This is a genomic window from Mesorhizobium sp. C120A (assembly GCF_030323105.1).
In the GTDB taxonomy this organism is placed as follows: Bacteria; Pseudomonadota; Alphaproteobacteria; order Rhizobiales; family Rhizobiaceae; genus Mesorhizobium.
This window is the reverse complement of record NZ_CP100476.1, coordinates 6,436,561-6,462,244: the sequence shown is the minus strand read 5'-3', so window position 1 is coordinate 6,462,244 and position 25,684 is coordinate 6,436,561. Positions and strand designations below refer to the sequence as shown.

Annotated in this window: 22 protein-coding genes, 1 tRNA gene and 1 riboswitch; of the genes, 11 read left to right on the top strand and 12 right to left on the bottom strand. The window is 63.1% G+C overall.

Going from position 1 to position 25,684, the window contains the following annotated elements:
- Window positions 1-121 precede the first annotated feature (121 nt).
- Window positions 122-1,273, top strand: coding sequence for a ceramide glucosyltransferase (locus NL532_RS31285; protein ID WP_023828432.1), 1,152 nt, complete (start codon window positions 122-124; stop codon window positions 1,271-1,273).
- An 11-nt stretch (window positions 1,274-1,284) separates the two neighbouring features.
- Here the strand turns inward: NL532_RS31285 and NL532_RS31280 are convergent, their stop codons facing one another.
- Window positions 1,285-2,475, bottom strand: a complete 1,191-nt coding sequence (locus NL532_RS31280; protein WP_023669633.1) for an O-succinylhomoserine sulfhydrylase — start codon at window positions 2,473-2,475, stop codon at window positions 1,285-1,287.
- Window positions 2,476-2,532: 57 nt separating this feature from the next.
- Window positions 2,533-2,610, bottom strand: a riboswitch (SAM riboswitch).
- A 140-nt stretch (window positions 2,611-2,750) separates the two neighbouring features.
- On the opposite strand from NL532_RS31280, the gene NL532_RS31275 reads away from it, so the two are divergent.
- Both NL532_RS31275 and NL532_RS31270 read left to right on the top strand, forming a co-directional pair.
- Window positions 2,751-3,845: a 2'-deoxycytidine 5'-triphosphate deaminase gene (locus tag NL532_RS31275; protein WP_023699517.1), complete on the top strand. Its 1,095-nt coding sequence runs from the start codon at window positions 2,751-2,753 to the stop codon at window positions 3,843-3,845.
- Window positions 3,846-3,946: 101 nt separating this feature from the next.
- Complete coding sequence (locus NL532_RS31270; RefSeq protein ID WP_023681945.1) at window positions 3,947-4,717, top strand: ABC transporter substrate-binding protein; 771 nt, start codon at window positions 3,947-3,949, stop codon at window positions 4,715-4,717.
- 17 nt (window positions 4,718-4,734) lie between these two features.
- Here the strand turns inward: NL532_RS31270 and NL532_RS31265 are convergent, their stop codons facing one another.
- The 5 genes from NL532_RS31265 to chvE form a co-directional block, all read right to left on the bottom strand.
- Window positions 4,735-5,184, bottom strand: a complete 450-nt coding sequence (locus NL532_RS31265; protein ID WP_031195624.1) for a hypothetical protein — start codon at window positions 5,182-5,184, stop codon at window positions 4,735-4,737.
- Between the two features lie 25 nt (window positions 5,185-5,209).
- Window positions 5,210-6,205 (bottom strand): AraD1 family protein, encoded by a 996-nt coding sequence (araD1, locus tag NL532_RS31260; RefSeq protein ID WP_023828431.1) that lies wholly within the window; start codon window positions 6,203-6,205, stop codon window positions 5,210-5,212.
- 202 nt (window positions 6,206-6,407) lie between these two features.
- Window positions 6,408-7,694, bottom strand: coding sequence for a multiple monosaccharide ABC transporter permease (mmsB, locus tag NL532_RS31255; protein ID WP_023669637.1), 1,287 nt, complete (start codon window positions 7,692-7,694; stop codon window positions 6,408-6,410).
- The gene (gene mmsA / locus NL532_RS31250; protein WP_027049369.1) at window positions 7,691-9,223 is read right to left on the bottom strand and encodes a multiple monosaccharide ABC transporter ATP-binding protein; all 1,533 of its coding nucleotides are present in this window, start codon (window positions 9,221-9,223) and stop codon (window positions 7,691-7,693) included. Before mmsA ends, mmsB begins: the two co-directional genes overlap by 4 nt.
- A gap of 152 nt (window positions 9,224-9,375) precedes the next feature.
- On the bottom strand, window positions 9,376-10,446 hold the full coding sequence (gene chvE / locus NL532_RS31245) for a multiple monosaccharide ABC transporter substrate-binding protein (RefSeq protein ID WP_023681943.1): 1,071 nt from the start codon (window positions 10,444-10,446) through the stop codon (window positions 9,376-9,378).
- Window positions 10,447-10,735: 289 nt separating this feature from the next.
- On the opposite strand from chvE, the gene NL532_RS31240 reads away from it, so the two are divergent.
- Entirely contained in the window at window positions 10,736-11,743 is a 1,008-nt protein-coding gene (locus NL532_RS31240; RefSeq protein ID WP_023681942.1) for a LysR family transcriptional regulator, read from the top strand.
- 4 nt (window positions 11,744-11,747) lie between these two features.
- Here the strand turns inward: NL532_RS31240 and NL532_RS31235 are convergent.
- A tRNA-Gly gene (locus NL532_RS31235) sits at window positions 11,748-11,821 on the bottom strand.
- Window positions 11,822-12,001: 180 nt separating this feature from the next.
- Between NL532_RS31235 and NL532_RS31230 the strand changes: the two genes are divergently transcribed.
- The gene (locus NL532_RS31230) at window positions 12,002-12,265 is read left to right on the top strand and encodes a DUF6460 domain-containing protein (protein WP_023696688.1); all 264 of its coding nucleotides are present in this window, start codon (window positions 12,002-12,004) and stop codon (window positions 12,263-12,265) included.
- A gap of 67 nt (window positions 12,266-12,332) precedes the next feature.
- Here NL532_RS31230 and NL532_RS31225 read toward each other — a convergent pair whose 3' ends face one another.
- Entirely contained in the window at window positions 12,333-13,235 is a 903-nt protein-coding gene (locus NL532_RS31225; RefSeq protein ID WP_023828430.1) for a histone deacetylase family protein, read from the bottom strand.
- A gap of 217 nt (window positions 13,236-13,452) precedes the next feature.
- Between NL532_RS31225 and NL532_RS31220 the strand changes: the two genes are divergently transcribed.
- Window positions 13,453-14,790, top strand: a complete 1,338-nt coding sequence (locus NL532_RS31220; protein WP_023696686.1) for an MATE family efflux transporter — start codon at window positions 13,453-13,455, stop codon at window positions 14,788-14,790.
- Here NL532_RS31220 and NL532_RS31215 read toward each other — a convergent pair.
- Together NL532_RS31215 and NL532_RS31210 are read right to left on the bottom strand one after the other, a co-directional pair.
- Window positions 14,787-15,857 carry a quinone-dependent dihydroorotate dehydrogenase gene (locus tag NL532_RS31215; protein ID WP_023711402.1) on the bottom strand — a complete coding sequence of 357 codons (1,071 nt, stop codon included), beginning with the start codon at window positions 15,855-15,857 and terminating at the stop codon, window positions 14,787-14,789. The genes NL532_RS31220 and NL532_RS31215 overlap by 4 nt on opposite strands.
- Window positions 15,854-16,204, bottom strand: coding sequence for a DUF952 domain-containing protein (locus NL532_RS31210; RefSeq protein WP_023669645.1), 351 nt, complete (start codon window positions 16,202-16,204; stop codon window positions 15,854-15,856). The genes NL532_RS31215 and NL532_RS31210 overlap by 4 nt, the downstream gene beginning before the upstream one ends.
- A gap of 105 nt (window positions 16,205-16,309) precedes the next feature.
- Between NL532_RS31210 and NL532_RS31205 the strand changes: the two genes are divergently transcribed.
- A complete protein-coding gene (locus NL532_RS31205) occupies window positions 16,310-16,738 on the top strand; it encodes a hypothetical protein (RefSeq protein WP_023726826.1) in 429 nt (142 codons plus the stop codon).
- Window positions 16,739-16,855: 117 nt separating this feature from the next.
- A complete protein-coding gene (locus NL532_RS31200) occupies window positions 16,856-17,515 on the top strand; it encodes a response regulator transcription factor (protein ID WP_023828429.1) in 660 nt (219 codons plus the stop codon).
- A 66-nt stretch (window positions 17,516-17,581) separates the two neighbouring features.
- On the opposite strand, the gene NL532_RS31195 is transcribed toward NL532_RS31200, so the two are convergent.
- Window positions 17,582-21,085, bottom strand: a complete 3,504-nt coding sequence (locus NL532_RS31195; RefSeq protein ID WP_023828428.1) for a PAS domain-containing hybrid sensor histidine kinase/response regulator — start codon at window positions 21,083-21,085, stop codon at window positions 17,582-17,584.
- A 252-nt stretch (window positions 21,086-21,337) separates the two neighbouring features.
- Here NL532_RS31195 and mscL point away from each other — a divergent pair, with 252 nt between their 5' ends.
- Window positions 21,338-21,757, top strand: a complete 420-nt coding sequence (mscL, locus tag NL532_RS31190) for a large conductance mechanosensitive channel protein MscL (RefSeq protein WP_023681933.1) — start codon at window positions 21,338-21,340, stop codon at window positions 21,755-21,757.
- Window positions 21,758-21,915: 158 nt separating this feature from the next.
- Window positions 21,916-23,082: a pyridoxal phosphate-dependent aminotransferase gene (locus NL532_RS31185; RefSeq protein ID WP_023669650.1), complete on the top strand. Its 1,167-nt coding sequence runs from the start codon at window positions 21,916-21,918 to the stop codon at window positions 23,080-23,082.
- 18 nt (window positions 23,083-23,100) lie between these two features.
- Here the strand turns inward: NL532_RS31185 and hemA are convergent, their stop codons facing one another.
- Window positions 23,101-24,378 (bottom strand): 5-aminolevulinate synthase, encoded by a 1,278-nt coding sequence (gene hemA, locus NL532_RS31180; RefSeq protein ID WP_286487862.1) that lies wholly within the window; start codon window positions 24,376-24,378, stop codon window positions 23,101-23,103.
- A 279-nt stretch (window positions 24,379-24,657) separates the two neighbouring features.
- Between hemA and galE the strand changes: the two genes are divergently transcribed.
- Window positions 24,658-25,653: a UDP-glucose 4-epimerase GalE gene (gene galE / locus NL532_RS31175; RefSeq protein ID WP_023829800.1), complete on the top strand. Its 996-nt coding sequence runs from the start codon at window positions 24,658-24,660 to the stop codon at window positions 25,651-25,653.
- The last annotated feature ends 31 nt before the right edge of the window (window positions 25,654-25,684 follow it).

Here is a 25,684-nt window from a genome sequence, read left to right as displayed (position 1 = left end):
ACAATGTCATTTAAGTGACACATGACAATGTTGGTGTGCGCAAACCTTGCCGGCGACTCAAGGCCCATCTGTCGACTGACAAAGCAGCCGCGAGCGGCCTTTCCGGAGTGACCAGATCTCGATGGAACCAGCTCTCACAGCCGCCTTCGCTTCCTCCGCTTTGCTTCTTTCCAATCTCGCCAGCATCCTGCTTGCATCGTCGAAGCTGAAAGCGCGCCGTCTCATCCCTCCGCCGTCCAACGAGCAGCCGCCGGTCTCGATCGTCGTGCCGTCGCGCGGCGTGGAGCCGTTCACACAAGAGACGCTGCAGCGAGCTTTCTCGCTTGACTGGCCGATCTACGAACTGATCTTCTGCGTCGCTCACGCCGACGACCCGGTCGTCAAACTGATAAACAGGGCGATCGTCCTGTTTCCCAACGTGCCGGCCCGGCTGCTGATCGGCGACGACCGCGTCAGCAGCAACCCGAAGCTCAACAACTGCGTCAAGGGCTGGGAAGCGGCGCGCTATCATTGGGTTATTCTGGCGGATTCCAACGTGCTGATGCCTAGGGATTACGTCCAGCACCTGATGGCGGCCTGGCGGACCAATACCGGGCTTATCTGCTCGACGCCGATCGGCTCGCGGCCGGATGGCTTCTGGGCCGAGGTCGAATGCGCGTTCCTCAACACGCTGCAGGCGCGCTGGCAATATGCCGGCGAGGCGCTTGGCCTCGGCTTTGCCCAGGGCAAGAGCATGCTGTGGAACAAGCCGATGCTCGATACCAATGGCGGTATCCGCGCGCTGGCCGCCGAGATCGCCGAGGATGCTGCTGCAACCAAGCTGGTCAACGGACTGGGCCTGCACGTCAATCTCGTTGCCTCGCCTTTCGAGCAACCACTGGGGCAGCGCCGACTTGCCGACATCTGGTCGCGCCAGGCGCGCTGGGCGCGGTTGCGCCGCGTCACCTTCCCGCTGTTTTTCGCACCCGAGATCCTGACCGGCGTCGCCGTGCCGTTGGCGTTGGCGCTGGTGGCGGCCGCAAGTGCCGGCATCAGCCTGCCGGCCACGGTGTTGGCCGTGCTGACGGCGGCCTACATTCCCGAATGCGCGCTGGCCGCTGCCAAGGGCTGGCATCTGTCGCTGCGCATGGTCCCGGCGATGATGGTCCGCGACATGATGCTTCCCGCCATCTGGGCGCGCGGCTGGCTGAGCGGCGCCGTCGATTGGCGCGGCAACACCATGATCATCGGCACCAAGGCAGCCGAGCTGGAAGAGGCTTCGTCGGGAGCGTGACGCCTCGCGGCCTACCCGGCTGCCTTCAGCGCCTGCGCAACGTCCTCCAGCAGATCGTCCGTATCCTCAAGACCGACCGACAGCCTGAGCGTTCCCGGCCCGATGCCAAGCTCGGCGCGAGCTTCGTCGCTGAGGTTCTTGTGCGTGGTGGTCGCCGGATGGGTGATCAGGCTCTTGGCGTCGCCGAGATTGTTGGAGATCAGCACGATGTCGAGCGCGTTCTGCAAGGCGAAGGCCGCCTGCTTGCCGCCCTTGACGTCGAGGCAGATCAGCGTCGATCCGCCTGTCATCTGCTTCTTGACGATGTCGGCCTGCGGGTGGTCGGCGCGGCCGGGATAGATGACGCGGGCGATTTCCGGCCGTCCTGCCAGGAAGTCCGCGATCTTGGCCGCGCTTTCAGTCTGCTGGCGCACCCGAACCGGCAGCGTCTCCAGGCCCTTGAGCAGCGTCCAGGCGTTGAACGGCGACAGGCTCGGGCCGGTGTGGCGGAAATAGTCGTGCAAATTCTCGTCGATCCATTTCTTGTCCGACAGGATGATGCCGCCGAGACAGCGTCCCTGGCCGTCAATGTGCTTGGTCGCGGAGTAGACGACGATATGGGCGCCGAGCTGCAAGGGCTTCTGCTGCAAGGGCGTGGCGAAGACATTGTCGACGATCAGCCTGGCGCCGATCGAGGTGGCGAGCGCCGCCACCGCTGCAATGTCGACCACTTCCAGCGTCGGATTGGTCGGGCTTTCCAGGAAGAACAGTTTCGTGTTCGGCCGCACCGCCTTTTCCCAGTTGGCGATGTCGGTGCCGTCGACCAGCGTTGCCTCGATGCCGTATTTCGGCGCCAGCGTCTCCACCACCCAGCGGCAGGAGCCGAACAGCGCGCGCGCCGCAACGATATGGTCGCCGGCCTTGGCGCTGCACAGGAGCGCTGCCGTCACCGCCGCCATGCCGGACGCCGTGGCGCGCGCATCTTCGGCACCCTCCAGCGCGCACATGCGCTTTTCGAACATGTCGACGGTAGGGTTGGCATAGCGCGAATAGATGAAGCCCGGCTCCTCGCCCTTGAAACGGGCCTCGGCAGCCTGCGCCGTCTCGTAGACATAGCCTTGGGTGAGGTACATCGCTTCGGACGTCTCGCCGAACTGGGAACGCAGCGTTCCCCCGTGCACGAGTGCGGTCTGAGGTTTCCAGTTACGCTTCTTGGTGCTCATCGCTTTTGTTCCAGACACAAAAAAACCGGCCGCGAAAGTCGCAACCGGTCCATATGGCCTTGCGGCCCGACGGTCCTTTAGCGACTTGTTTAACGTGGCTGCAAGCCGACCGGCCAAATCACCACGGGATAACGACCCTTTAGACCTCACCTGCGCTTGCGTCAATTGCCGGCTTCATTAAGAGGTTTGTACCAGGCAGGTTCCGCAATAATATCCAGCGGTTTTGCGGCAAGAACCTGCCACAAAGAGACCGACCTTGGAGCGGAGCCAGCCTTTTGCGGCAGACAGGCATTCTTCCCGATCAGGACATTTCCGCGCTGTTTCAGTCCGGCGCGCTGAAGTCGCCGCGCGCGCTCGATGTCGACCAGGTGCAGCCGGCGAGCCTCGATCTCAGGCTCGGCGACAAGGCTTTTCGCGTGCGCGCCTCCTTCCTGCCGGGTCCCGATCATCTGGTGGCCGACAAGCTTCACCGGCTGAAATTGCATGAGTTCAGTCTCGCCGAGGGCGCGGTGCTGGAAACCGGCTGCGTCTACATCGTGCCGCTGCTCGAAAGCCTGGCGCTGCCCGCAAACGTGTCGGCCTCGGCCAACCCGAAGAGCTCGACCGGCCGGCTCGACATCTTCACCCGGGTGATGACCGATCGCGGCCATGAGTTCGACAAGATCGCCCCCGGCTATCACGGGCCGCTTTATCTCGAAGTCAGTCCGCGCACCTTCCCGATCGTCGTACGCGCCGGATCGAGGCTGTCGCAGATCCGCTTTCGCACCGGCAACGCGCTGTTGTCGGAGGCAGAACTGAACGAATTGCACCGCGCCGAGATGCTGGTGGCGACCGAGCCGCCCAACATTTCCGGCGGCGGCATTGCGCTGTCGATCGATCTTGACGGCGACCAGAACGGCCTGGTCGGCTATCGCGGCAAGCATCACACCGGCTTGGTCGATGTCGACAAGCGCGCCGCCCAGGATGCCGTCGATTTCTGGGAGCCGCTCTATAAGAGCGGCGCCGGCGAACTGGTGCTCGACCCGGACGAGTTCTACATCCTGGTCAGCCGCGAAGCCGTGCACGTGCCGCCGCTCTACGCCGCCGAGATGACGCCCTTCGATCCGCTGGTTGGCGAATTCCGTGTTCACTATGCCGGCTTCTTCGATCCGGGCTTCGGCCATTCGGCCTCAGGCGGCACCGGCAGCCGGGCGGTGCTCGAAGTGCGCAGCCACGAAGTGCCGTTCATCCTCGACCACGGCCAGATCGTCGGCCGGCTGGTCTACGAACACATGCTGAAGCGGCCGCAGGCGCTTTACGGCACCGATCTCGGCTCGAATTACCAGGCGCAAGGCCTCAAGCTCTCCAAGCATTTCCGCCCCGCCGGCTGAACCTTCGATCACCGTCAGGCAAAATACTTGCCTGCGCTGCCTCACCATGCTTGGCTGCCTTTCGGTGGCCGGCAAGAGAACGGCGCGCAAGGGGAACCGAAATGCAGATTTCAAGATGGATCATATCGGCAGCGAGCGCTGCCATGCTGGTGATATCGGCCGGCTCGCTGGCTGAGGCGCAGGAGAAATTGAAGATCGGCACCGAGGGCGCCTATCCGCCCTTCAACACCATCACCGCGGACGGCAAGATCGAGGGCTTCGACATCGACATTGCCAATGCGCTGTGTGCGCAGATGAAGGTCGAGTGCGAGATCGTCACCCAGGACTGGGACGGCATCATCCCGGCGCTGCAGGCGAAAAAGTTCGACGCCATCATCGCCTCGATGAGCATCACCGAGGAGCGCAAGAAACAGGTCGCCTTCACCAACAAATACTACACGACGCCGCTGGCGCTGGTGGCGCCGAAGGACAGCGACCTCACTTCCACCGAACCGGCAGCCCTTGCCGGCAAGACGGTGGGCGCGCAGGCCTCGACCACCCAGGCCGACTATGCGCAGGACGCCTATGGCAAGGCCGGCGCCGAGGCGAAACTCTACCCCACCCAGGAAGAGGCGATCACCGACCTGCAGAACGGCCGTCTCGATGCCGTCATCTCCGACAAGTTCGTGCTGATGGACTGGCTGAAGAAGGCGAGCGAAGGCTGCTGCAAGCTTGTCGGCGACGTCAAGGGCACCGAGACCCAAGCCGGCATCGCTGTCCGCCTGGAAGACACGGCGCTGCGCGACAAGCTGAATGCGGCGATAGACGCCATCGTCGCCGACGGCACTTACAAGAAGATCCAGGCCAAGTATTTCGATTTCGATATTTATTGACTTCCGGCCCGCCGGAGTCAGCCGCGAAAGAGATACTCTTTCGCGGCGCCAAGGCAGGCATGAAAATGGCCGATAAACAGCAGTTCGCGTGCGGCCAAACGTTTCCTGCCCCAAAAGCCTTCGGTCAGTTTGACCTCGTCGAGCGAAGCGTTTGAGCCGCGCTTCAACGGGAACAACTGCTTGTCGAGGCAACCGAGGACATGGGCCTTGGCGGAGTCGATGCCGCAGACCTTGCCATTGTTGTTCAGCCTGTCGGTGCGAAGCGCTGATGTCATGTGATCCGTGTTGCGCATCAGAAAGCTCACCTGGGCTTTCGAATAGCCGGTTGCCAGAAGACGGCTCGTCATCGCCAAACGGGCTTCACGATAGGACTTCGGGCTGCACTGGCCGGCGCTAAAGGCCACCGACGGTTGGGTCAGGAACAGGGCCACGCCCGTGAACACAATGACAAGCCGCATTCCGTTCATTCCGGCTCCCAAATGTGATGCTGCCTCAAAGCGCCTTCACCGCCACCTTCACCGGCTGCTCGATCTCCAGCGGGTTGCGCAGCGGCAGGCCGAAATCCCCGGCCTCGATCTCGAACACGTCGCCGGCCTGAGTCTTGATGCCGTCGGCAAAGGACAGCGTCGCCGTGCCGAACATGTGCACATGCACGTCGCCCGGCTGGCGGAAGGCCGAATATTTGAAGTGATGATGTTCGAGATTGGCGATTGTGTGCGACATGTTCGCTTCGCCCGACAGGAACGGCTTTTCCCACAGCAAATTGCTGTCGCGATAGATTCGCGATGAGCCCCTGACGTCGGCCGGCAGGTCGCCGATCAGGATTTCCGGCCCGAACGAGGCGTTGCGCAGTTTGGAATGTGCCAGGAACAGATAGTTCACCCGCTCGGTAACATGATCGGAAAACTCGTTCGACAGCGTGAAGCCGACGCGGAACGGCGCGCCGTCGTCGCCGATGACATAGATGCCGGCGATTTCCGGCTCCTCGCCGGCGTCCTGCGCAAAGGCCGGCGACATCAGTGCGGCGCCCGGCGCCACCGCCATGGTGCCGTTGCCCTTGTAGAACCATTCCGGCTGCACGCCGGTCTGGCCCTTGGCCGGCTTGCCGCCTTCGAGCCCCATGCGGAACATCTTCATGGAATCGGTAAGCTGCTCCTCGCCGCCATCGCTGAGCTTCTTGTGCATGGAATCGCGCGTCGCCGCCGAGCCGAGATGGGTCAGGCCGGTGCCGGTCAGATGCAGATGCGCAGGATCGGGATGATTGATCGGCGACTCCAGCCGGCCCTTCTTGTAGATGGCGTCGAGGTCTATCGCTTCACCGAACCCCTTGCGTTCGATCAGCGCGGCGAGGCCCGTTCCGGTGCGCGCGGCTTCCATGGCCAGCGAATAGACGCTGCGGGCGCCGTTGATGATCCTGGTCTTGCCGCCGCCATTGCGGGCGACGACGCGGATGGTCTCGGCGTCGTCGAGGATCTGGGAGATTAGCATGATGAAATCCTCTCTCATGTGCTTGGCCTTGGATGCCTCTTGGCAAACCTTGACCTGCGCGGCTCGGACCTAGCCGCGCCACGGGTTGAACTCTTCGTCCGGATTGCGCTCGCGAGCTTGATCCCTCGGGGGACTTCTTATGCCGACAATTTGCCGGCTGCGCCGCGATCGTATGCCTCCTGCTTGCCTCGCCTGAAGCTTGTCAGGCCTTGTTCTTGTTGTAGACGTCGAAGATCACGGCGCCGAGCAGCACCAGGCCTTTGACCACCTGCTGCCAGTCGACATTGACGCCCATGATCGACATGCCGTTGTTCATCACGCCCATGATGAAGCCGCCGACGACCGCCCCGATAACCTGGCCGACGCCGCCCATCGCCGAGGCGCCGCCGATGAACACTGCGGCGATGACATCGAGCTCCGAGCCGAGACCCGCCGCCGGCACCGCCTGGCCGAGACGAGCCGCGATGATCAGGCCGCCAAGCGCCGACAGCACGCCCATATTGATGAACACCATCAGCGTCAGCCGCTCGGTGTTGATGCCCGACAGCTGCGCCGCCTTGGGATTGCCGCCCATGGCGTAGATGCGCCTCCCGATGGTCATGCGCTTGGTGACGAAGACGAACAACGTGATCAGCACGCCCATGACCAGCAGCACCACGGGCAGGCCGCGGTAGCTGGCAAACTCATAGACCAGGAACAGCGCCAGCGCGCTGGCGACCAGCGTCTTGACGACGAACAGGGTGAAGGGCTCGGCCTCATAACCATGGCGTTCTCGTTTGCGCCGGGTGCGGACCCCGAAATAGGCATAGGCGAGCACGGCGATCAGCCCCAGCACGACCGTCGTCATGTGCAGGGTCACGCCGCTGCCCATGATGGTCTTGCCGGCTGCGTTCACGACCGGCGGGACGAGCGTCAGTGGGCCGATCACATCCGGGATGAAGCCGGAGCTGAGCATCTTGAAGTCGTCGGGAAGCGGACCCACCGACGAGCCGCCGCCAAGCAACGCCTGGCAAATGCCGCGGAAGATCAGCATGCCGGCCAGCGTGACAATGAAGCTCGGTATCCGGTGATAGGCGATCCAATACCCTTGCGCGGCGCCGATCAGGCCACCCGCGACCAGGCAGACGATCGAAACCACCAGCGGATTGCTCAGCGGTCCGAGCTGCCAGATAACCATCATGTTTGCCGCCAGCGCGCCGATGAAACCGGCGACCGATCCGACGCTGAGGTCGATATAGCCCGATACGATCACCAGCAGCATGCCGAGCGCCATCACGATGATGAAGGAGTTCTGCTGCACCAGATTACTGAGATTGACCGGCTTGAACAACGTCCCCGACGTGGTGAACTGGAAGAACAGCATGATGACGATCAGGGCTATGATCAGTCCGTATTCGCGTAAATTCGTCGCCAGCGCCGAGACGGCGATGCGCGGGCGCTGTTCGTCGGCGACGTTGCCCTGCGGGGCGGGGGCGCTTTCGGTGCTCATGCTGCTTTTCCTTCTCCCCGGACGATGGCGCGCATTATCTTTTCCTGGCTTGCTTCCGCCGCCGGCATTTCGCCCACCATGCGCCCTTCGTTCATGACGTAGATGCGGTCGGTAATCCCCAGCAATTCCGGCATTTCCGACGAGATGACCACGATCGCCTTACCCTCCGAGGCAAGGCGCGCGATGATCGTGTAGATTTCATATTTGGCGCCGACATCGATGCCGCGTGTCGGCTCGTCGAGGATCAGCACGTCAGGGTCGGCAAACAACCATTTCGACAGCACCACCTTCTGCTGGTTGCCGCCGGAAAGATTGCCGGTCATCTGATAGACGCTTGACGCACGGATATTGGTCTTCTTGCGATAGTCGTTGGCGACCGCAAGCTCGCGCATGTCGTCGATCACGCTGTGGCGCGACACGCCGTCGAGATTGGCCAGCGTAATGTTATGCTTGATATGGTCGATAAGGTTGAGGCCGTAGGTTTTGCGGTCCTCGGTGACATAGGCGATGCCGTGTTGGACCGCCTTGCTTACCGAGGAGACATCGACCGGCTTGCCCTTGAGCAGCACTTCGCCGGTGATGCGGCGGCCATAGGAGCGGCCGAACAGGCTCATGGCGAATTCGGTGCGGCCGGCGCCCATCAGCCCGGCGATGCCGACCACCTCGCCCTTGCGCACATTGATGTCGATGCCCTTGATCACCTGTCGCTCGGCATGGAGCGGGTGATAGACCGACCAGTTCTTCACCTCGAACACGACTTCGCCGATCTTGGGCTCGCGCGGCGGATAGCGGTCGTCTAGCGAACGGCCGACCATCGAGGTGATGATGCGGTCTTCGGAGATATCCTTCTTGGCCAGCGTCTCGATGGTGCGCCCGTCACGGATGACGGTTACCTTGTCGGCGACCCGGTTGATCTCGTTGAGCTTGTGCGAGATCAGGATCGAGGTCATGCCTTGGCGCTTGAATTCGAGCAGAAGATCGAGCAGCGCCTGGCTGTCTTTCTCGCTGAGCGACGCGGTCGGCTCGTCGAGGATCAAAAGCTTGACGTCCTTGCTCAGCGCCTTGGCGATCTCGACCAGCTGCTGCTTGCCGACGCCGATATTGGTGATCAGTGTCTTGGGGTCCTCCTTGAGGCCCACCTTCTTCAACAGGGCAGCGGTGCGCGCCTCGTTGGCATCCCAGTCGATGACGCCGTATCGGGCGTTTTCGTTGCCGAGGAAGATATTTTCGGTGATCGACAGCATCGGCACCAGCGCTAGCTCCTGGTGGATGATGACGATGCCCTTATGTTCGCTGTCATGGATACCTTTGAACTGGCATTCCTGACCCTGAAAAATGATCTGGCCGTCATAGGTGCCGGCGGGATAGACGCCCGACAGGACCTTCATCAGCGTCGACTTGCCGGCGCCGTTCTCGCCAACCACGGCGTGGATCTCGCCTTCTTCGACGCTGAGGTTGACGTTCGACAGCGCCTTCACGCCGGGGAACGTCTTGGTGATGTCGCGCATCTCCAAAATCGTCGTCATCAGGGCAAGCTCCTCCTGTTGCATGTCGCTCCAAAGTGCTTGCGGTTTGAGACAACGACATGCACGCAAACTAAGTCCGGTAGAAACAATACCGGGGTCGCTTGTGAACGGACAGGGGTCCTGCGTCGGGCAGGACCCCTGTCTTTATAAACGGATTACTTCAGTTCGTCGGCCTTGATGTAGCCGGAGTCGACGACCAGTGCCTGGTAGTTCGACTTGTCGACCTCATGCGGCGTCAAAAGGATCGAGGGGACGACCTTGACGTCGTTGTTGTAGGTCTTTTCATCGAGGCCGTCCGGCTTGCCGCCCGAGAGCACCTTGTCGACGAGTTCGACGGTGGCCTTGGCCAGTTCGCGGGTGTCCTTGAACACGGTCGAGTATTGCTCGCCCGTGATGATCAGCTTGACCGAAGCAGTCTCGGCGTCCTGGCCGGTCACGATCGGCCACGGCTGGGCGTCGGTGCCGTAACCCACGGCGCGCAGCGAAGCGGTGATGCCGCGCGACAGGCCGTCATAGGGCGAAAGAACGCCATCGACGCGGCTGCCGTCCGAGTAGTTGGCCGACAGCAGGTTGTCCATGCGCGCCTGGGCGGTGGCGGCGAGCCAGCGCAGCGTGCCGACCTTGTCCATGCCGGTCTGGCCGGACTTGATCTTGATCGAGCCGTCATCGATCAGCGGCTGCAGCACCGAGATTGCGCCGTTGTAGAAGAAGAAGGCGTTGTTGTCGTCCGGCGAGCCGCCGAACAGTTCGACGTTCCACGGCTTGGTGTTCGGGAAGCGCTCCTTGAGGCCCTTGACCAGCGAGTTCGCCTGGATCACGCCGACGCCGAAATTGTCGAAGGTGGTGTAGTAATCGACATTGGCGGTCTTCTTGATCAGGCGGTCATAGGCGACGACGACGACGCCGGCGTCAGCGGCCTTCTGCAGCGCGTCCGACAGGGTCGTGCCGTCGATCGAAGCGATGATCAGCGCCTTCGGGCCCTTGGTGATTTCGTTTTCCAGCTGGCTGAGCTGGTTGGGGATGTCGTCCTGAGCGTACTGCAGGTCGACCGTGTAGCCGAGAGCTTCGAGCTGGGACTTGACGGCATCGCCGTCATTGATCCAGCGCTGCGAGGTCTTGGTCGGCATCAGCACGCCGACAAGACCCTTGTCGGCTGCATGCGCCGAGTAGGTCATGGCAGCGATGCCAAGGGCCGCGACGGCGGCCAGTGTCTTGATGATTTTCACGTAAAACTCTCCCTGGTTGATGGACGCGACACCTCGGGGCTTCGCGGGCCGCGCAGTCGGGCGGATGCGCCAAAGCGCCGCCGCCGTCATAATCGATCTCCGGTATCCTCCCAATCGGCCCTCAGATTTAAATCGATACGATTTTGCTCGTCATCGACCGTCAAGTCTTGAGGACGCGCGAAAGTGTGACCCTTTGCCATAACTGTCAAATGCGATCTTCGGTGGTTGCTATACCAAAACCGGTATATGACTAAACCGGGCTGGAACAGTGGCGGAAGCGGGAAAAGGCATGGCGGCTTTACGAGGTCCTCAGGGAATTTCAAGCGGTTACGATGAATTGCCGGGCGATGGCGAGACACTTCTGCGTAGCGGCTTGAGCCTGCGTCACATGCGCATGATCGCAGCACTCGACGATCACGGTCGGGTGAGTGCTGCCGCCCAGGTGATGAACATCTCGCAGCCGGCGGCCTCGCGCATGATTTCCGAGATGGAAGCGGTGCTCGAGGTGAAGCTCTGCGAAAGGCTGCCGCGCGGCATCACACTCACCCCTTACGGCAAGGCGCTGGCCCGGCGCGCGCGCTCGATCCTGCTCGAAATGCGCGAGGCCGACCGCGAAATATCGGAGCTCAAGGCCGGCAAGGGCGGCTCGGTGTTCCTTGGCGCGGTGACGGCGCCGGCGATCGAACTGGCGGTCCCGGCGATCCGCGAGATACGCCGCCTCTATCCGCGCATCGAGATTACCATGCAGGTCGAGACGTCGAATGTGCTGGCGCGCGAACTGATCGCCACGCGCCATGATTTCATCATCGCCCGTGTCCCCGAAGACCTCAATCCGCGCCTGTTCGAATCGCGCGTCATCGGCGTCGAGAAGGCCTGCCTGATCGTGCGCCGAGGCCACCCGCTGAGCAACGGCCATCCTCTAAACAATGGGAAGGCGGTGAGGCTGGAGGACACCGCCGCCTTCGACTGGGTGTTCCAGTCGGGCGGGTCGCCGCTGCGCCAGGCGATGGAGAGCAATTTCCTGAACCGCAACATCGCCCTGCCGGACCGCATCCTCAACACCTCGTCGCTGCTGCTCACACTGGTCATGGTGGCGCAGTCCGACGCCATCGCCCCGGTGTCGATCCAGGTGGCAAAATTCATCCAGAACCCCGACGGTCTCGCCGGCGCCATCGATGTCGTCCAGACCGAGTTCGACATCGAGGTCCGCCCCTACAGCCTGATCACGGTGAAGAACCGCGTGCTGTCGCCGGCAGCCAAGATGCTGCACGATTTTATCTTGCGGGAAGTGGGATAGGAACTGGAGCGGGTAGAGGGAATCGAACCCTCGCGTTCAGCTTGGGAAGCTGACAAGCTACCATTACATCATACCCGCGTCGGCCTCTCGATATCATGATGGGCGTGCTTCGGGCAATCGCCCTTGGACAGCTCTTCGGAAACGGCTGTTGGAAACCCGACCGATTGCGCCGTCCGCCCGCCTTGATGCGGGCGCAGCAAGTGCGTATTCGTGGGTTTGTACCCCGAATCCGGGCAAACCAATCTGGAGGCAGGCCCCTTGTCCACAGTGACGCGCTTTCTCGGTGACTCGCCCGTCAGGGTGATCGTCAAGCTGCTGGTCGTGTCGTTCCTGGTCGGCCTGGTCATGAATGCGTTCGGCTGGACGCCGATGGACGTCTTCTACCGCATCCAGGGTTTCTTCATCGATCTTTGGAACCTCGGCTTCAACGCGGTCTATCGCTTCTTGGGCTATATCCTGCTCGGCGCCGCGATCGTCGTGCCGGTGTTCATCCTGCTCAGGCTCGCGAACTACCGGAAGTGAAGCGGACCACGATCCCGAAAAGTGGAAACCGGTTTTCGGAAAAGATTGTGCTCAAACCAAAGGCCACTCAGGCAAAGTCCGACGCCACCTCGAACAGGATGGCGTGGCGCGCCGCGAGCGCTGCGACATCGGTCGAATAGCCGCCGCCGATGACACCGCAGACCGGGATGCCCAGCGCGCGGAAATGACCGATCACCATGGCGTCGCGGGCACGCACGCCGTCATCGCTGAGCGATAGCCGGCCGAGCCGGTCCTCGGCATGCACGTCGACACCGGCATTGTAGAAGACGATGTCCCAGTGCGCCTTGGCCGAGAGCTCCGGCAGGAGGACACCCAGCCGTTCGAGATAGGCGCCATCGCCGGTGCCGTCCGGCAGGGCAACGTCGAGATCGGAGGCAATCTTGCGCACCGGATAATTGCGCTCGCCATGCATGGAAAAGGTGAACGCGCGTGGCTCGTCTTTCAGGATGTCCGCGGTGCCGTCGCCCTGATGCACATCGAGTTCGACGATCAGGATGTTTTTCACCGCGTCTTCGGCTAGCAGCACCAGCGAAGCGACGGCAACATCGTTGAAGGTGCAGAAGCCCGCGCCTTGCGCGCGCCGCGCATGGTGGCTGCCGCCGGCGCTGTTGCAGGCAATGCCATCGATAAGCGCCAGTCGCGCCGCCAGCACCGTGCCGCCGGCGGCGAGTTGCGCCCTGAGCGAAACGCGCGGTCCCACGGGAAAGCCGATCTCGCGCTCGATCTTTTCAGGCACTGAACACGTGATGACCTGGTCGACATAATCAGCCGCATGGGCGAGCTTCAGCCAGGAGGCCGGCGCCGGCTCGGGCATCGACAGCGCCCCCGCATGGATCAGACCCCTGATATGCAAGGCCTGCATCAGCAGCGGATATTTGCTCATCGGAAAGCGATGATTGACGGCGAAGCCGGCATCGTAGTCGGGATGATGGACGATCTGCAGGGGCATGGCTAAAGCAATTCCAGGAAAAGTGTGCAGCGGTTTTCCCGGGAGAAGCGCGTAGCGCTTCCCCTTGGGAATTGCTTAAAACCAGTACTCGGATCCGGCGGGCTCGCGCCAGAAGAACATTTCGGTTGGCCGTCACGGCAAGAGTGATTGCGCGGTGGCCGGAAAATGGGGCACATCGGCTGTTCGATCAAGCCGCAATCAGCAAGGCAGCAGTCCCCTGGACACGGGTGCAATCCCAGCCGACGCGAGACCCTTCGCCGTCACCAACCGTTCGGTGCTCGCCATCGCCGTGCCGATGACGCTCGCCTATCTGACGACGCCGCTGCTCGGCATCGTCGACACGGCGGTGGTCGGGCAGTTCGGCGATGCCGCCCTGCTCGGCGGCCTGGCGGCCGGGGCGCTGGTCTTCGACGTGGTCTTCAGCACCTTCAATTTCCTGCGCTCCGGTACCACCGGCCTCGTCGCCCAGGCGTTTGGGCGCGGCGACGAACTGGAGGAGCAGGCGGTGTTCTGGCGCGCCGTGCTGATCGCGGTCGCCGCCGGCATCGTGCTTGTCGTCCTTGCGCCGCTGATTGCCATCGCCGGCCAGAAATTCATCGGCGGCGAAGCGCGCGTCGGCGAGGCGATGGGCGTCTATATCCACATCAGAATGCTCGCCGCCCCCTTCACGCTGATCAACTACGCCATCCTCGGCTATGTCCTTGGACGCGGCGAGGGCGGGCTTGGGCTGATGCTGCAGGCGGTGCTCAACGGCATCAACATCGTGCTTTGCATCCTGCTCGGCCTGAAGCTTGGCTGGGGCGTCGCCGGCGTGGCCTGGGCGACCGTCACCGGCGAATGTCTGGCCATGCTGCTGGGTCTCGCCATCGTTGTCTGGCGCTTCCGGGCCGCACCCCGCCTGCCGCGGCATCGCCTGCTCGACATGCCCGCTTTCCTGCGCATGCTGTCGCTCAACCGCGATATCATGATCCGCTCGTTCTCGCTGCTCGCCGCTTTCGCGCTGTTCACCCGCCAGGGCGCGCAGTTCGGCACGCTGACGCTGGCCGCCAATGCCGTGCTGATGAACTTCTTCCTCGTCGCCGGCTATTTTCTCGACGGTTTCGCCACCGCGGCCGAACAGTTGGCGGGACGCGCGATCGGCGCACGTGCCGAGACGGCGTTCCGCCGGGCGGTACGTCTGACCTTATTCTGGGGGTTCGGCCTCGCCGGAACCGCCACGCTGATCTTCTGGCTCGGCGGCGCCGGCCTGATTTCGTTGATCACCACGTCGCCGGATGTTCGTGCTGTTGCCGACATCTATCTGCCGTGGGCGGCACTGACACCGCTGAGCGGCGTGCTGGCCTTCCAGATGGACGGCGTCTTCATCGGCGCTACCTGGTCGCGCGACATGCGCAACATGATGCTGGTGTCGTTCCTGGCCTTCAGCGCCGCATTGTTCAGCTTGGCGCCGTCTCTCGGCAATCACGGCCTGTGGGCGGCGCTGCACGTTTTCCTGCTGGTGCGCGGCTTCAGCCTGCTGGCCATCCTGCGGCTCCGGTTGCGCACGGCGTTTTAGAGCGGCCTGGCAGCCCACTGATCGAGCCGGCTGTCGCGCAGTTCGCGCAATGATTTCAGCCGCTCCTTGTCGGCAAATCGCACCATCCCGGCAAGGATGCGCCCCGGCAGCGCCGGCCCGGCATAGATCATGCCGGTGTAGAGCTGGACGAGATCGGCGCCGGCGCGGATTTTCTCCAGCGCGTTCTCGGCCGAATCGACGCCGCCGACGCCGATAATGGCGCGCTCCGGCCCGAGCAATTTGCGCATCTTGGCCAGCACGATGGTCGAACGCTCGAACAGTGGTTTGCCGGAGAGCCCGCCGGTCTCGCTGGTGGCGCTACGCAATCCGGTTCGCGCCAGCGTCGTGTTGGAGACGATGACGCCGTCAATCTGCTTCTCGCTGACTTCGGCGGCGATGTCTTCAAGCTCGGCCTCGACCAGATCGGGCGCGATCTTGAGGAAGAGGGGCGGCTGCGCCGAAGCTGCTGCACGCACCGACATGACCCGAGACAACAGTTCGCCGAGCTGTTCGCGCGCCTGCATGGTGCGCAGGCCGGGCGTGTTGGGCGACGAGATGTTGACGGTGAGATAGCTGGCGTATTTCGCAAAACGGGAAACGCCCAACTCATAGTCACGGACACGATCGGCGCTGTCCTTGTTGGCGCCGATGTTGACGCCGACAATGCCGCCGCGTCCCTGGCGCGCGGCAAGGCGTTTTTCCGCCGCCTCGTGGCCCTCATTGTTGAAGCCCAGGCGGTTGATCACCGCATCATCCTCAGTCAGCCGGAAAATGCGCGGCTTCGGATTGCCGGCCTGCGGCAGCGGCGTCACGGTGCCGACTTCGGCAAAGCCGAAGCCGAGGCCAAGCAGCGCGTCGGGCACCTCGGCGTTCTTGTCGTAGCCTGCGGCCATGCCGAGCGGATTGGGGAAGGCGATGCCACAGAGGCTGAGCTTCAACCTGTCGTCGCGCACCGTCCGCGCGCCGACCGGCAGACCGCATCGCAGCGCCGCGATCGACATGCCATGCGCCGTTTCCGGATCGAAGGTGAACAGCAGTTTCTGGCCGATGCGATCGAACACGATCATTCGGCCTCCAGCGCCGGGAATTGATGGGCGCCGTCGGCCCCGAGCGGCAGTGGCCGCACCCACAGCACGGCGCTCATATCGAGCACGCCATAGAGATGCGGGAACAGCGCGCCGCCCCGTGAGACCTCGTATTTCAGCGCGTCACCGAGCAGCGCCCCGTCGATGGCGATCAGCAGCAAATCCATCTGGCCGGCGAAATGCTTCGCCGCCGTCTCCCTGACCTGATCAGCGGTGGAGAAATGGATGAAGCCGTCGGCGATATCGATCGGAGCGCCGGTGAAACGGCCGTTTTTCTCGGCCTCGCGCCAAAGCGCTTCGGGCGCGATCTTGTAGATAATCTGAGACATGGTTGCGCTATAATCCGAACCGATCATGCGGGGAAGGGCAACTCGTCCGCATTTACGGCGCAAAGCTGTGATAGGTTGCGCATACTGGCTCGTGGAGGATGGAACATGCGTCTGCAGCACATACTGATCCCCGCCGCACTGGTCTCGCTGGTTGCGGCATCGGCTTGGTCCGAAGAGACCGACCGCTACCGGCTGGAAAAATCGGCCAACGGCTATGTCCGCATGGACACCCGGACCGGCGCCATGTCGATCTGCGAGGAGCGCTCCGGCCAGCTCGTCTGCAAGATGGCGGCCGACGAACGCGCCGCCTTCCAGGACGAGGTCGAGCGTTTGCAGGCCTCGATGAAGGCCATGGACGAACGCGTCGCCAGGTTGGAGAATTCGCTGTCGGCCCGTCTCGAGTCGAAATTGCCGAGCGAAGAGGATTTCGACAAGACGATGAGCTATATGGAGCGCATGCTGCGTGGCTTCATGGGCATCGTCAAGGAGATGGACAAGGATGACGGCGCCAATCTCAATTCGAAAAAGACCTGAACTGCCCGGCGGGGAAATGCCCCGTCCGGCCATTGCCGCTTGAAACAAAGCGCTTCGCCGCATAATCGTCCGGTCCCGTAAAAGCCGATAATCAATAAGGGATTTGGGGAGGAACATTTGCCGTCGGGCTACACCTTCGTCATTGCCGACGACCATCCGCTGTTCCGCGGCGCCTTGAAAGAGGCGCTTGCCGGCGTCGGCGATGTCGCCGCCATTCACGAGGCCGGCGATTTCCAAAGCGCCAAGGCGCTGGTCGTGGCCCATGAGGATGTCGACCTCGTGCTGCTCGATCTGTCGATGCCGGGCGCCAGCGGCCTGTCCGGCTTGATCGCGCTGCGCGGCATCCACCCGGCGGTGCCCCTTGTGGTGGTGTCGGCGCATGACGACCCGGTGACCATCCGGCGTGCGCTCGATCTCGGCGCATCCGGCTTCATCTCCAAATCGGCCAGCATGGAGGAAATCCGCAGCGCTGTGCAATCGGTGCTGGCAGGCGATATCGCCGCGCCCGTCGGCATCGACCTCGGCGTCGAGCGCGACCCCGAAATATCCGACCTGATCAAGCGGCTGCAGGCGCTGACGCCGCAGCAGACGCGTGTCCTCGGCATGCTGGCCGAAGGCCTGCTCAACAAGCAGATCGCCTACGAGCTCAGCGTCTCCGAAGCGACTGTAAAGGCGCATGTCTCGGCCATCCTGCAGAAACTCGGCGTCGACAGCCGCACCCAGGCGGTGATCCAGCTGTCCAAGATCGGCAGCGATCCGCTGCAGCCGGCGGGCTAAAGCTATTCCAGGAAAAGTGCGTAGCGCTTTCCCTTGGGAATTGCGTAAAACAAAAAGATAGAAACTCTACTCGGCCGCGGACGCCAGCGGCCTGACCCTTGCCATCATCGAACGCAGCACCGCCGGCTTCAGCGGCTTGTTGATCACCGGCACGTCGAGCGCGGCGGCAGCGGCACGGACCTCGGTGGAGCGGTCGGCGGTGACCAGCACGGCCGGCAGGTCGGAACCATGGATGTCACGCAGGCGGGCGATGATGTCGAGGCCGCTTCTGCCATCGAGATGATAGTCGGCAAGCACGATGTCGGGACGATCGGCCTTCGCGAAATCCTCCGAACCCGAAAACGTGCCGATGCTGCAGCCCCAGCCCTCGAGCAGAAGCCGCATGCCGTCGAGGATGCGGGCGTCGTTGTCGATGCACATGACGCGCAGGCCGGCCAGCGAATTCGCGGTGCGGGCAGGCGCCTTCGGCTCGACCTCGCGCCGCGGCGCCTCAACCGCCGCAACCGGCAGGATAACGGAAAAGCGCGTACCCTTGCCCGGGTTGGAAAAGATCTGGATCTCGAGCCGCAGCACCCGCGCGATGCGGTCGACGATGGACAGGCCAAGGCCGAGACCTTCGGCCTCGCGCACGCCTTCGTCCAGCCGGGTGAACTCGTTGAAGACCGTGTTCAGCTTGTCGCCGGCAATGCCGATGCCAGTGTCGATCACCTGGATTTCGGCGAGTTCGCCGCGCCGTCGCACGCCGACCAGGATGCGGCCATGGGGGGTGTATTTGATGGCGTTGGAGACCAGATTCTGGATCAGCCGGCGCAGCAGGTTGCGGTCCGTCAACACGCTGAGCGACGAGGCTATGATCGTCAGATCGAGTTTCTTTTCGGCGGCGAGCGGCTGAAAATCATTGCCGATCTGGCGCAGCAGCCCGTCCAGGCGGAAGGCGCTGTCGTCCGGCTTCATCGCGCCGGCGTCGAGGCGGGAAATGTCGAGCACGGCGCCCAGGATCGTCTCGACCGATTCGAGCGAGGATTCGATGTTGATAGCAGCCTCCCCGGCCGGGCCCTTGCCGGCCTTTTCGATCAGCGACGAGCAGTAGAGACGGGCGGCGTTCAGCGGCTGCAGGATGTCGTGGCCGGCGGCGGCGAGGAAGCGCGTCTTGCCCAGATTAGCCTCCTCGGCCAGCATCTGCGCCTGCGCCAGCTCCTCATTGACCCGGGTCAACTCCTCGTTGACTCTAGTCAGTTCGATGGTGCGCGTCTTGACCCGCTGCTCCAGCGATTCATTGGCCCGCTTCAGCGCCAAATCCTGTTCGACGCGTCCTGATATGTCGGCATAGGTGGCGACGATTCCGCCGTCCGGCATCGGGTTTGAGCGCAGTTCGAGGATGCGGCCGCTGGTCTTCAACTCCATCTGCCACGGGCTGACGAAACTGGTCAGCCGGTTGAGCATCGCCACGCGCTGGTCGGCCGGAATATCGCCGCGCTCGGCGAGGTGGCGCAGGATGCGGTCGAGCGAGACGCCGACCTGGCCCATCTCGTCGGGCAGGTCGAACAGCGCGCGATATTGTCTGTTCCAGCAGATCAGGCGGAAATCGCGGTCGAAGACGGTGATGCCCTGTTCCATCTGGTCGAGCGCGATCTGCAGCAGGTCACGATTGTGCTGCAGCGCTTCGGTGGCGTCGTCGAGCAGGCGAAAGGCGTCCTTGGACTCGCGGTCGTTGCGGCGAAACAGCAGCGACAGGATCAGCCGCGCCGAAGACGAGCCGACCGCGCTCGCCAGCAGCTGCTCGGAAAAGCGGATGACATCCATGCTGGCCTGCTCATTGCCGTGCAGCGAGACGCCATTGCTTTTCTCGAAGGATTGGAAGGAGCGCTCGGTGCGCTCGACGCCGAGGTAGCGCGAGATGGTGTCCTTCAGCACGTTGACGGTGATGGCGGTGCGGAAGCGGCGCAGGCTGGGCATCGGGCCGGATTCGCGCGGCACGAAGATCGACGCCTGGATCCGCTCCAGCGGCACTGACGCGCGCGACAGCGAGCCGAGCACGAAGAACAGCGTGTTGACCGACAGGCTCCAGAGCACGCCGTGGTTCAACGGCTCGGCGACGGTGCCGAACAGAGCCTGCGGCCGCAGCGCCTCGAAACCGAACAACCCTTGCACGACGATGTCCGCGTCGGCTGCCGAGAGCGACGGCAAAAGCAGCGTATAGCCCCAGACGAGGATGCCGGCGACCATGCCAAGGGCCGCGCCGCGGCCATTGGCGCCGCGCCAGATCAGCCCGCCGATCAGCGCCGGCGCGAACTGGGCGATTGCCGCGAACGACATCAGCCCGATCGACGACAGCCGCGCCGAGTTGGTGCTCTCGCGGTAGTAGAGGAAGGCGATGAACAACAGGATGAAGATGGCGCCGCGCCGCACGTTGAGGATCAGCGTCGACCAATCCTCATTCTCCGAGGTCGTGGTCTTGAGCAGGCGGCGCACGAACAGCGGGATGACGAGGTCGTTGGAGATCATGATCGACAGCGCCACGCTTTCGACGATCACCATGGCGGTCGCCGCCGACAGCCCACCGATGAAGGCGGCCATGGCGAGGAAGTCATGGCCGCCGAACAAGGGCAGCGCCAGCACATAGAGGTCACTGGTGGTTTTGGCGCCGACCAGCGCCAGGCCGGCGAAGGCGATCGGCAGCACGAACAGGTTTATCGCCACGAGATAGAGCGGAAACACCCAGGTCGCGGTGCGCAGTTCGGCCTCGCCGCGGTTCTCGACGATGGTGACGTAGAACTGGCGCGGCAGCATGATGATGGCAAAGCCGCTCAGGCAAGTCAGCACCAGCCAGGTGGCGAGCGAGGTGTTGTAGCCCATGGCTTGCCGCACCTGGCTGTTTTCGGCCAGCTTGTCGATCATGTCGCCCGGGCCACCGAAGATCAGGAAGGTGACCATCAGGCCGATCGCCAGGAAGGCGGCGAGCTTGACCACGGTTTCGACCGCCACCGCCAGCACCAGCCCGTCCTGGTGCTCGGTGGCGTCGGCATGGCGGGTGCCGAACAGCACCGCAAACAGCGCCAAGAGCATGGCCACCACCAGCGAGATGTCGCTGACGAAGGGATCGAAGGAGGGCGGCGATCCCGTATAATGCTCGACCATCAGGCCGACCGAACCGGAGATCGCCTTCAATTGCAGTGCGATATAGGGCACCGCGCCGATGGTGGCGATCAGCGTGGCGATCGCCGAGACGGCAAAGCTCTTGCCATAGCGGGCGCCCAGGAAGTCGGCGATCGAGGTGATCTTCTCGCTCTTGGCCAGCCGCACGATGCGATTGAGCAGCGGAAAGCCGAACACGAACACCAGCACCGGGCCGGTATAGATGCCGAGAAATTCGAGGCCGCGCTCGGAGGACAGGCCGACCGAACCGAAAAAGGTCCAGGAGGTGCAGTAGATGGCGAGGCTGAGTGCATAGATGAAGGGCCGGGCGTGGCCGGGTCCCGACGCCGTCGACCGCCGGTCGCCAAGGCTAGCGATGGCGAACAGCAGCGTCACATAGGCGACGGCAATGATGACGATGAACCAGCCCTGCACGGCCCGAAAATCCTCCTCGGCCAGCTTTCACCCCGGCCTGCCCAGAGGCAATCACAGCTCTAAGGTCAAGTCCATCGCGGCTTTCCGGCGCATAGCCGCGACGCCGCCCTGTCGAACCGTGACCCAAGGTAAGGAGAAAGCGGTGTTTTCCAGCTTTTGCTTCTGTTGCAACCGCAGGTTTTTGTTATGGTGCGCACGGGCCGACGCCGGAGGGACGGCGGCAGCGCGGTCCGTCATGACAAGGAGGGTCGAATGCTGAAAGAATTCCAGGAATTCATTTCCAAAGGAAATGTGATGGACCTTGCGGTCGGCGTCATCATCGGCGCGGCCTTCAGCAAGATCGTCGATTCTCTTGTCAATGACATCATCATGCCTTTCATCGGCGCACTTGGTGGCGTCGACTTTTCCAACTACTTCATAGGCCTCTCATCAACAGTGCATTCGACCAATCTTGCCGACGCGCGTAAGGAAGGCGCGGTGTTCGCCTACGGCAATTTTATCACCGTGGCGCTGAATTTCGTCATCCTGGCTTTCATCATCTTCCTTATGGTCAAGGCCGTGAACAACATGCGCAAGCGGCTCGAGCGCGAGAAGCCGGCCGCACCTGCGGCTCCGCCGCCGGCTGACGTCGCACTGCTCACCGAAATTCGCGATCTCCTCGCCAGGAAATAGACAAGGCCAGATTTCTGGACCAAAACCCCGGTCGTTCGCGGCCGGGGTTTTCTGTTGCCGCATCTGCTAAGAGCATCCGCCAATGCATGTCGCCCATAAGTGCGCAGCGGTTCTGGATAATGACATGCATCAAAGCAGACATCAAAACGGACCTGTTCATGACCCTGATCGATAGCTTGCGCGCCGAAGCGGTGGCCGCCCCCGAAAGCGGCATTGTCGCCGTCGTCAATTACGGCCGTACGCGCGAGGGCATGATCCCGCTCTGGGCCGGTGAAGGCGATTTGCCGACGCCCGCCTTCATTTCGGAAGCCGCCGCCAAGGGGCTCGCCAATGGCGAGACCTTCTATACCTGGCAGAAAGGCATTCCGGAGCTGAGGCAAGCGCTTTCTCGCTACTATGCCAGGCATTTCGGCAAGAGCTTCGCCGAAGAGGAATTCATCGCCACCGGTTCCGGCATGCATGCCATTCAGTTGGCATTAGCCGCGGTCGCCGGCAGCGGCGACGAGGTGGTCTATCTCTCCCCGGCCTGGCCGAATTTCGCCGCCGCCGCCGGTATTTCCGGCGCTACCCCGGTTGCGGTCACGCTCGACCAGTCGGGCAATGGCTGGTCCTGCGATGTCGACAAGATTGCAGCCGCGGTCACGCCGCGCACTAAGGCGCTGTTCGTCAACACGCCATCGAACCCCACCGGCTGGACGGCCGATAAGGAAACGCTGCAGGCGATCCTGAATCTCGCCCGCCAAAAGGGTCTGTGGATCATCGCCGACGAGATCTATTCGCTGTTCCACTACGGCCACGGCCGTGCGCCGTCCTTCCTCGACATTTCGACCGCGGAAGACCGCATCCTGTTCGTCAACTCCTTTTCCAAGAACTGGGCGATGACCGGCTGGCGCGTCGGCTGGATCAAGACCCATCCCGAGCTGCAGCAGGTGTTCGAGAACCTGATCCAGTATTCGACCTCAGGCGTCGCCCAGTTCATGCAGCGCGGCGCCGTCGCGGCGCTGGACCACGGTGATGCCTTCATCGTCGAGCAGGTGGAGCGCGCCAGGAAAGCGCGCGACCTGGTCTGCGATATTCTCGGCGCAACCGGCAAAGCGCGCTTCACCGTGCCGCAAGGCGCGTTCTATTTGTTTTTCACGGTCGACGGCATCACCGATCCGCGCCGGGCTGCTTTCGACATCGTCGACAAGGCCAATGTCGGCCTGGCGCCGGGCACCGCCTTCGGCCCTGGCGGAGAGGCGTTTTTGCGCCTCTGCTTCCACCGCCGCCTCGACCAGCTCGAGGAAGCGGCACATCGCTTGGCGGGATGGATGAGGACGGTTTGAGATAAATGGCCGGCGGCTTCAGCCGCCCGACTTCGGCACCAGCAGCGGCACAATCCGGTCGCTCTTGGCGACAGTGGGCCGTCCGGCGGAGCCGTAGGGAATGCCGAGCGCATCCCATGTCTCGATCAGCGCGTCCTGAAGTCCCGCAATCAGCGCATCGGTATGGAACGGCGTCGGGGTGATGCGCAGCCGCTCGGTGCCGCGCGGCACGGTCGGATAGTTGATCGGCTGGATGTAGATGCCGTGTACGCCGAGCAGACGGTCGCTGGCCATCTTGCAGAGTTCGGGGTCACCGACCAGCACCGGCACGATGTGTGTCGGCGATTCCATCACCGGCAGGCCGGCTGCAGACAGAACCTCCTTGGTCCGCGACGCCTGGCGCTGTTGCGCATCGCGCTCGGCTTGCGACCGCTTGAGGTGGCGGATGGACGTGGTGGCGGCGGCGGCGATGGCCGGCGGCAGCGCCGTGGTGAAGATGAAGCCCGGCGCATAGGAGCGTACCGCGTCGATGACTGCGCTGTTGCCGGCGATATAGCCGCCCAGCGTGCCGAACGCCTTGGCCAGCGTGCCTTCGATGATGTCGATGCGGTCGGCCAGCCCCTCGCGCTCGGTGATGCCGCCGCCGCGCGGTCCGTACATGCCGACGGCATGGACCTCGTCAATATAGGTCATGGCGTTGTAGCGTTCGGCCAGTTCGACGATCTGCTTGATCGGCGCGATGTCGCCATCCATCGAATAGACGCTCTCGAACACGATCAGCTTGGCGCGTTCGCGGCCCGCCACCTGCAGCAGGCTTTCGAGATGCGCGACGTCGTTGTGGCGGAAAATCTTCTTTTCGGCGCCCGAGCGCCGTACGCCTTCGATCATCGAGGCATGGTTCAACTCGTCCGAAATGATCAGGCAATTGGGCAAAAGCCGCGCAATGGTCGAGATCGAGGCCTCGTTGGAGACGAAGCCGGAGGTGAAGACCAGCGCCGCTTCCTTGTCGTGCAGGTCGGCCAGTTCCAGCTCGAGCTCGACGAGCGGGTTCGAGGTGCCGGAAATGTTGCGGGTGCCGCCGGCGCCCGAACCCATCTTGCCGGCCGCGTTCTGGAACGCGGCAATGACATCGGGGTTCTGGCCCATGCCGAGATAGTCGTTGGAGCACCAGACGGTGATTTCCTCGGCGCGACCGTTTGAACGACAGATGGCGCGCGGAAACTTGCCGACAATGCGCTCGAGATCGGCGAAAACCCGGTAGCGCCGCTCGGCGTGGAGCTGGTCGATCGCTTCCTCGAAGAACCGCTGATAGTTCATGTCGCCTTCCCAGTTTTGCGCGGGATCATAATCGTTGGCCCATTCGTCGTCCACCGGGCCGTTTTGGTCAAAATGCCACGCCCCAAGCCTGTTCCTAACGATGCCAGATCGTGGCCTATTCCCTTGATGTGGATCAATTTTGTTTCCGTACGATGCCACAGGCCGGTGAGACTGTTACGGATTTAACATTCAGGCGTTTCTAATGGCCTTGCCGCAGGCTTTCCAGTAAGGCGGTGATTGAGACAGTTTCCGATAAATCATGAGTAAAAGAGGACGCGGATGACGGTTTTGGTAACGGGCGGCGCCGGCTATATCGGCAGCCACATGGTCTGGGAACTGCTGGATGCCGGCGAGAGCGTCGTCGTTCTCGACCGCCTTTCCACGGGCTTCGAATGGGCGGTAGCGCCGGAAGCCAAGCTTGTCGTCGGCGATGTCGCCGATAGGGAATTGGTCGGCCAGATCATCCGGGATAACAAGGTCGACGCGATCATCCACTTCGCCGGTTCCATCGTGGTGCCGGAATCGGTTGCCGATCCGCTCGCCTATTACGAGAACAACACCTCCAAGACCCGCACGCTGATCGAAACCGCCGTGCGCGAGGGCGTGCCGCATTTCATTTTCTCCTCGACCGCCGCCGTCTATGGCGGCGCCGGCCTGGAGCCGGTGCGCGAGGATGCCCGCCTGGCGCCGGAATCGCCCTACGGCCTGTCCAAGCTGATGAGCGAATGGATGCTGCGCGATGCAGCGCTTGCGCATCCCTTGCGCTACACGGCGCTTCGCTACTTCAACGTCGCCGGCGCCGATCCCAGGGGCCGGACGGGGCAGTCGACGCCTGGCGCCACGCATCTGATCAAGGTCGCCTGCGAGACCGCGCTCGGCAAACGCCCATTCATGCAGGTGTTCGGCACCGATTATCCGACGCCGGACGGCACCTGCATGCGCGATTATATCCATGTCAGCGACCTGGCCGCGGCCCACCGGCTGGCGCTGCGGCGCCTGCGCGCCGGCGGCGGCAGCCTCGTCGCCAATTGCGGCTACAGCCACGGCTATTCGGTGCTCGAGGTCATCGACAGCGTGCGGCGCGCCTTCGGCCGGGATTTCGAGGTCAAGATGGGCGACCGGCGCCCCGGCGACGCCGCCGCCGTGGTTGCCAATTCGGACCTTGCACGCGCCGAACTCGGCTGGACCCCGCAACGCGACGACCTCGACCAGATCGTCGCCGATGCGCTCGCCTGGGAGCGTATCCTCACCGGCAAGAACTCCGCGCGAGGCTGAGCCGGGCACTTCCGAGGGCTCGCAAGGCGCG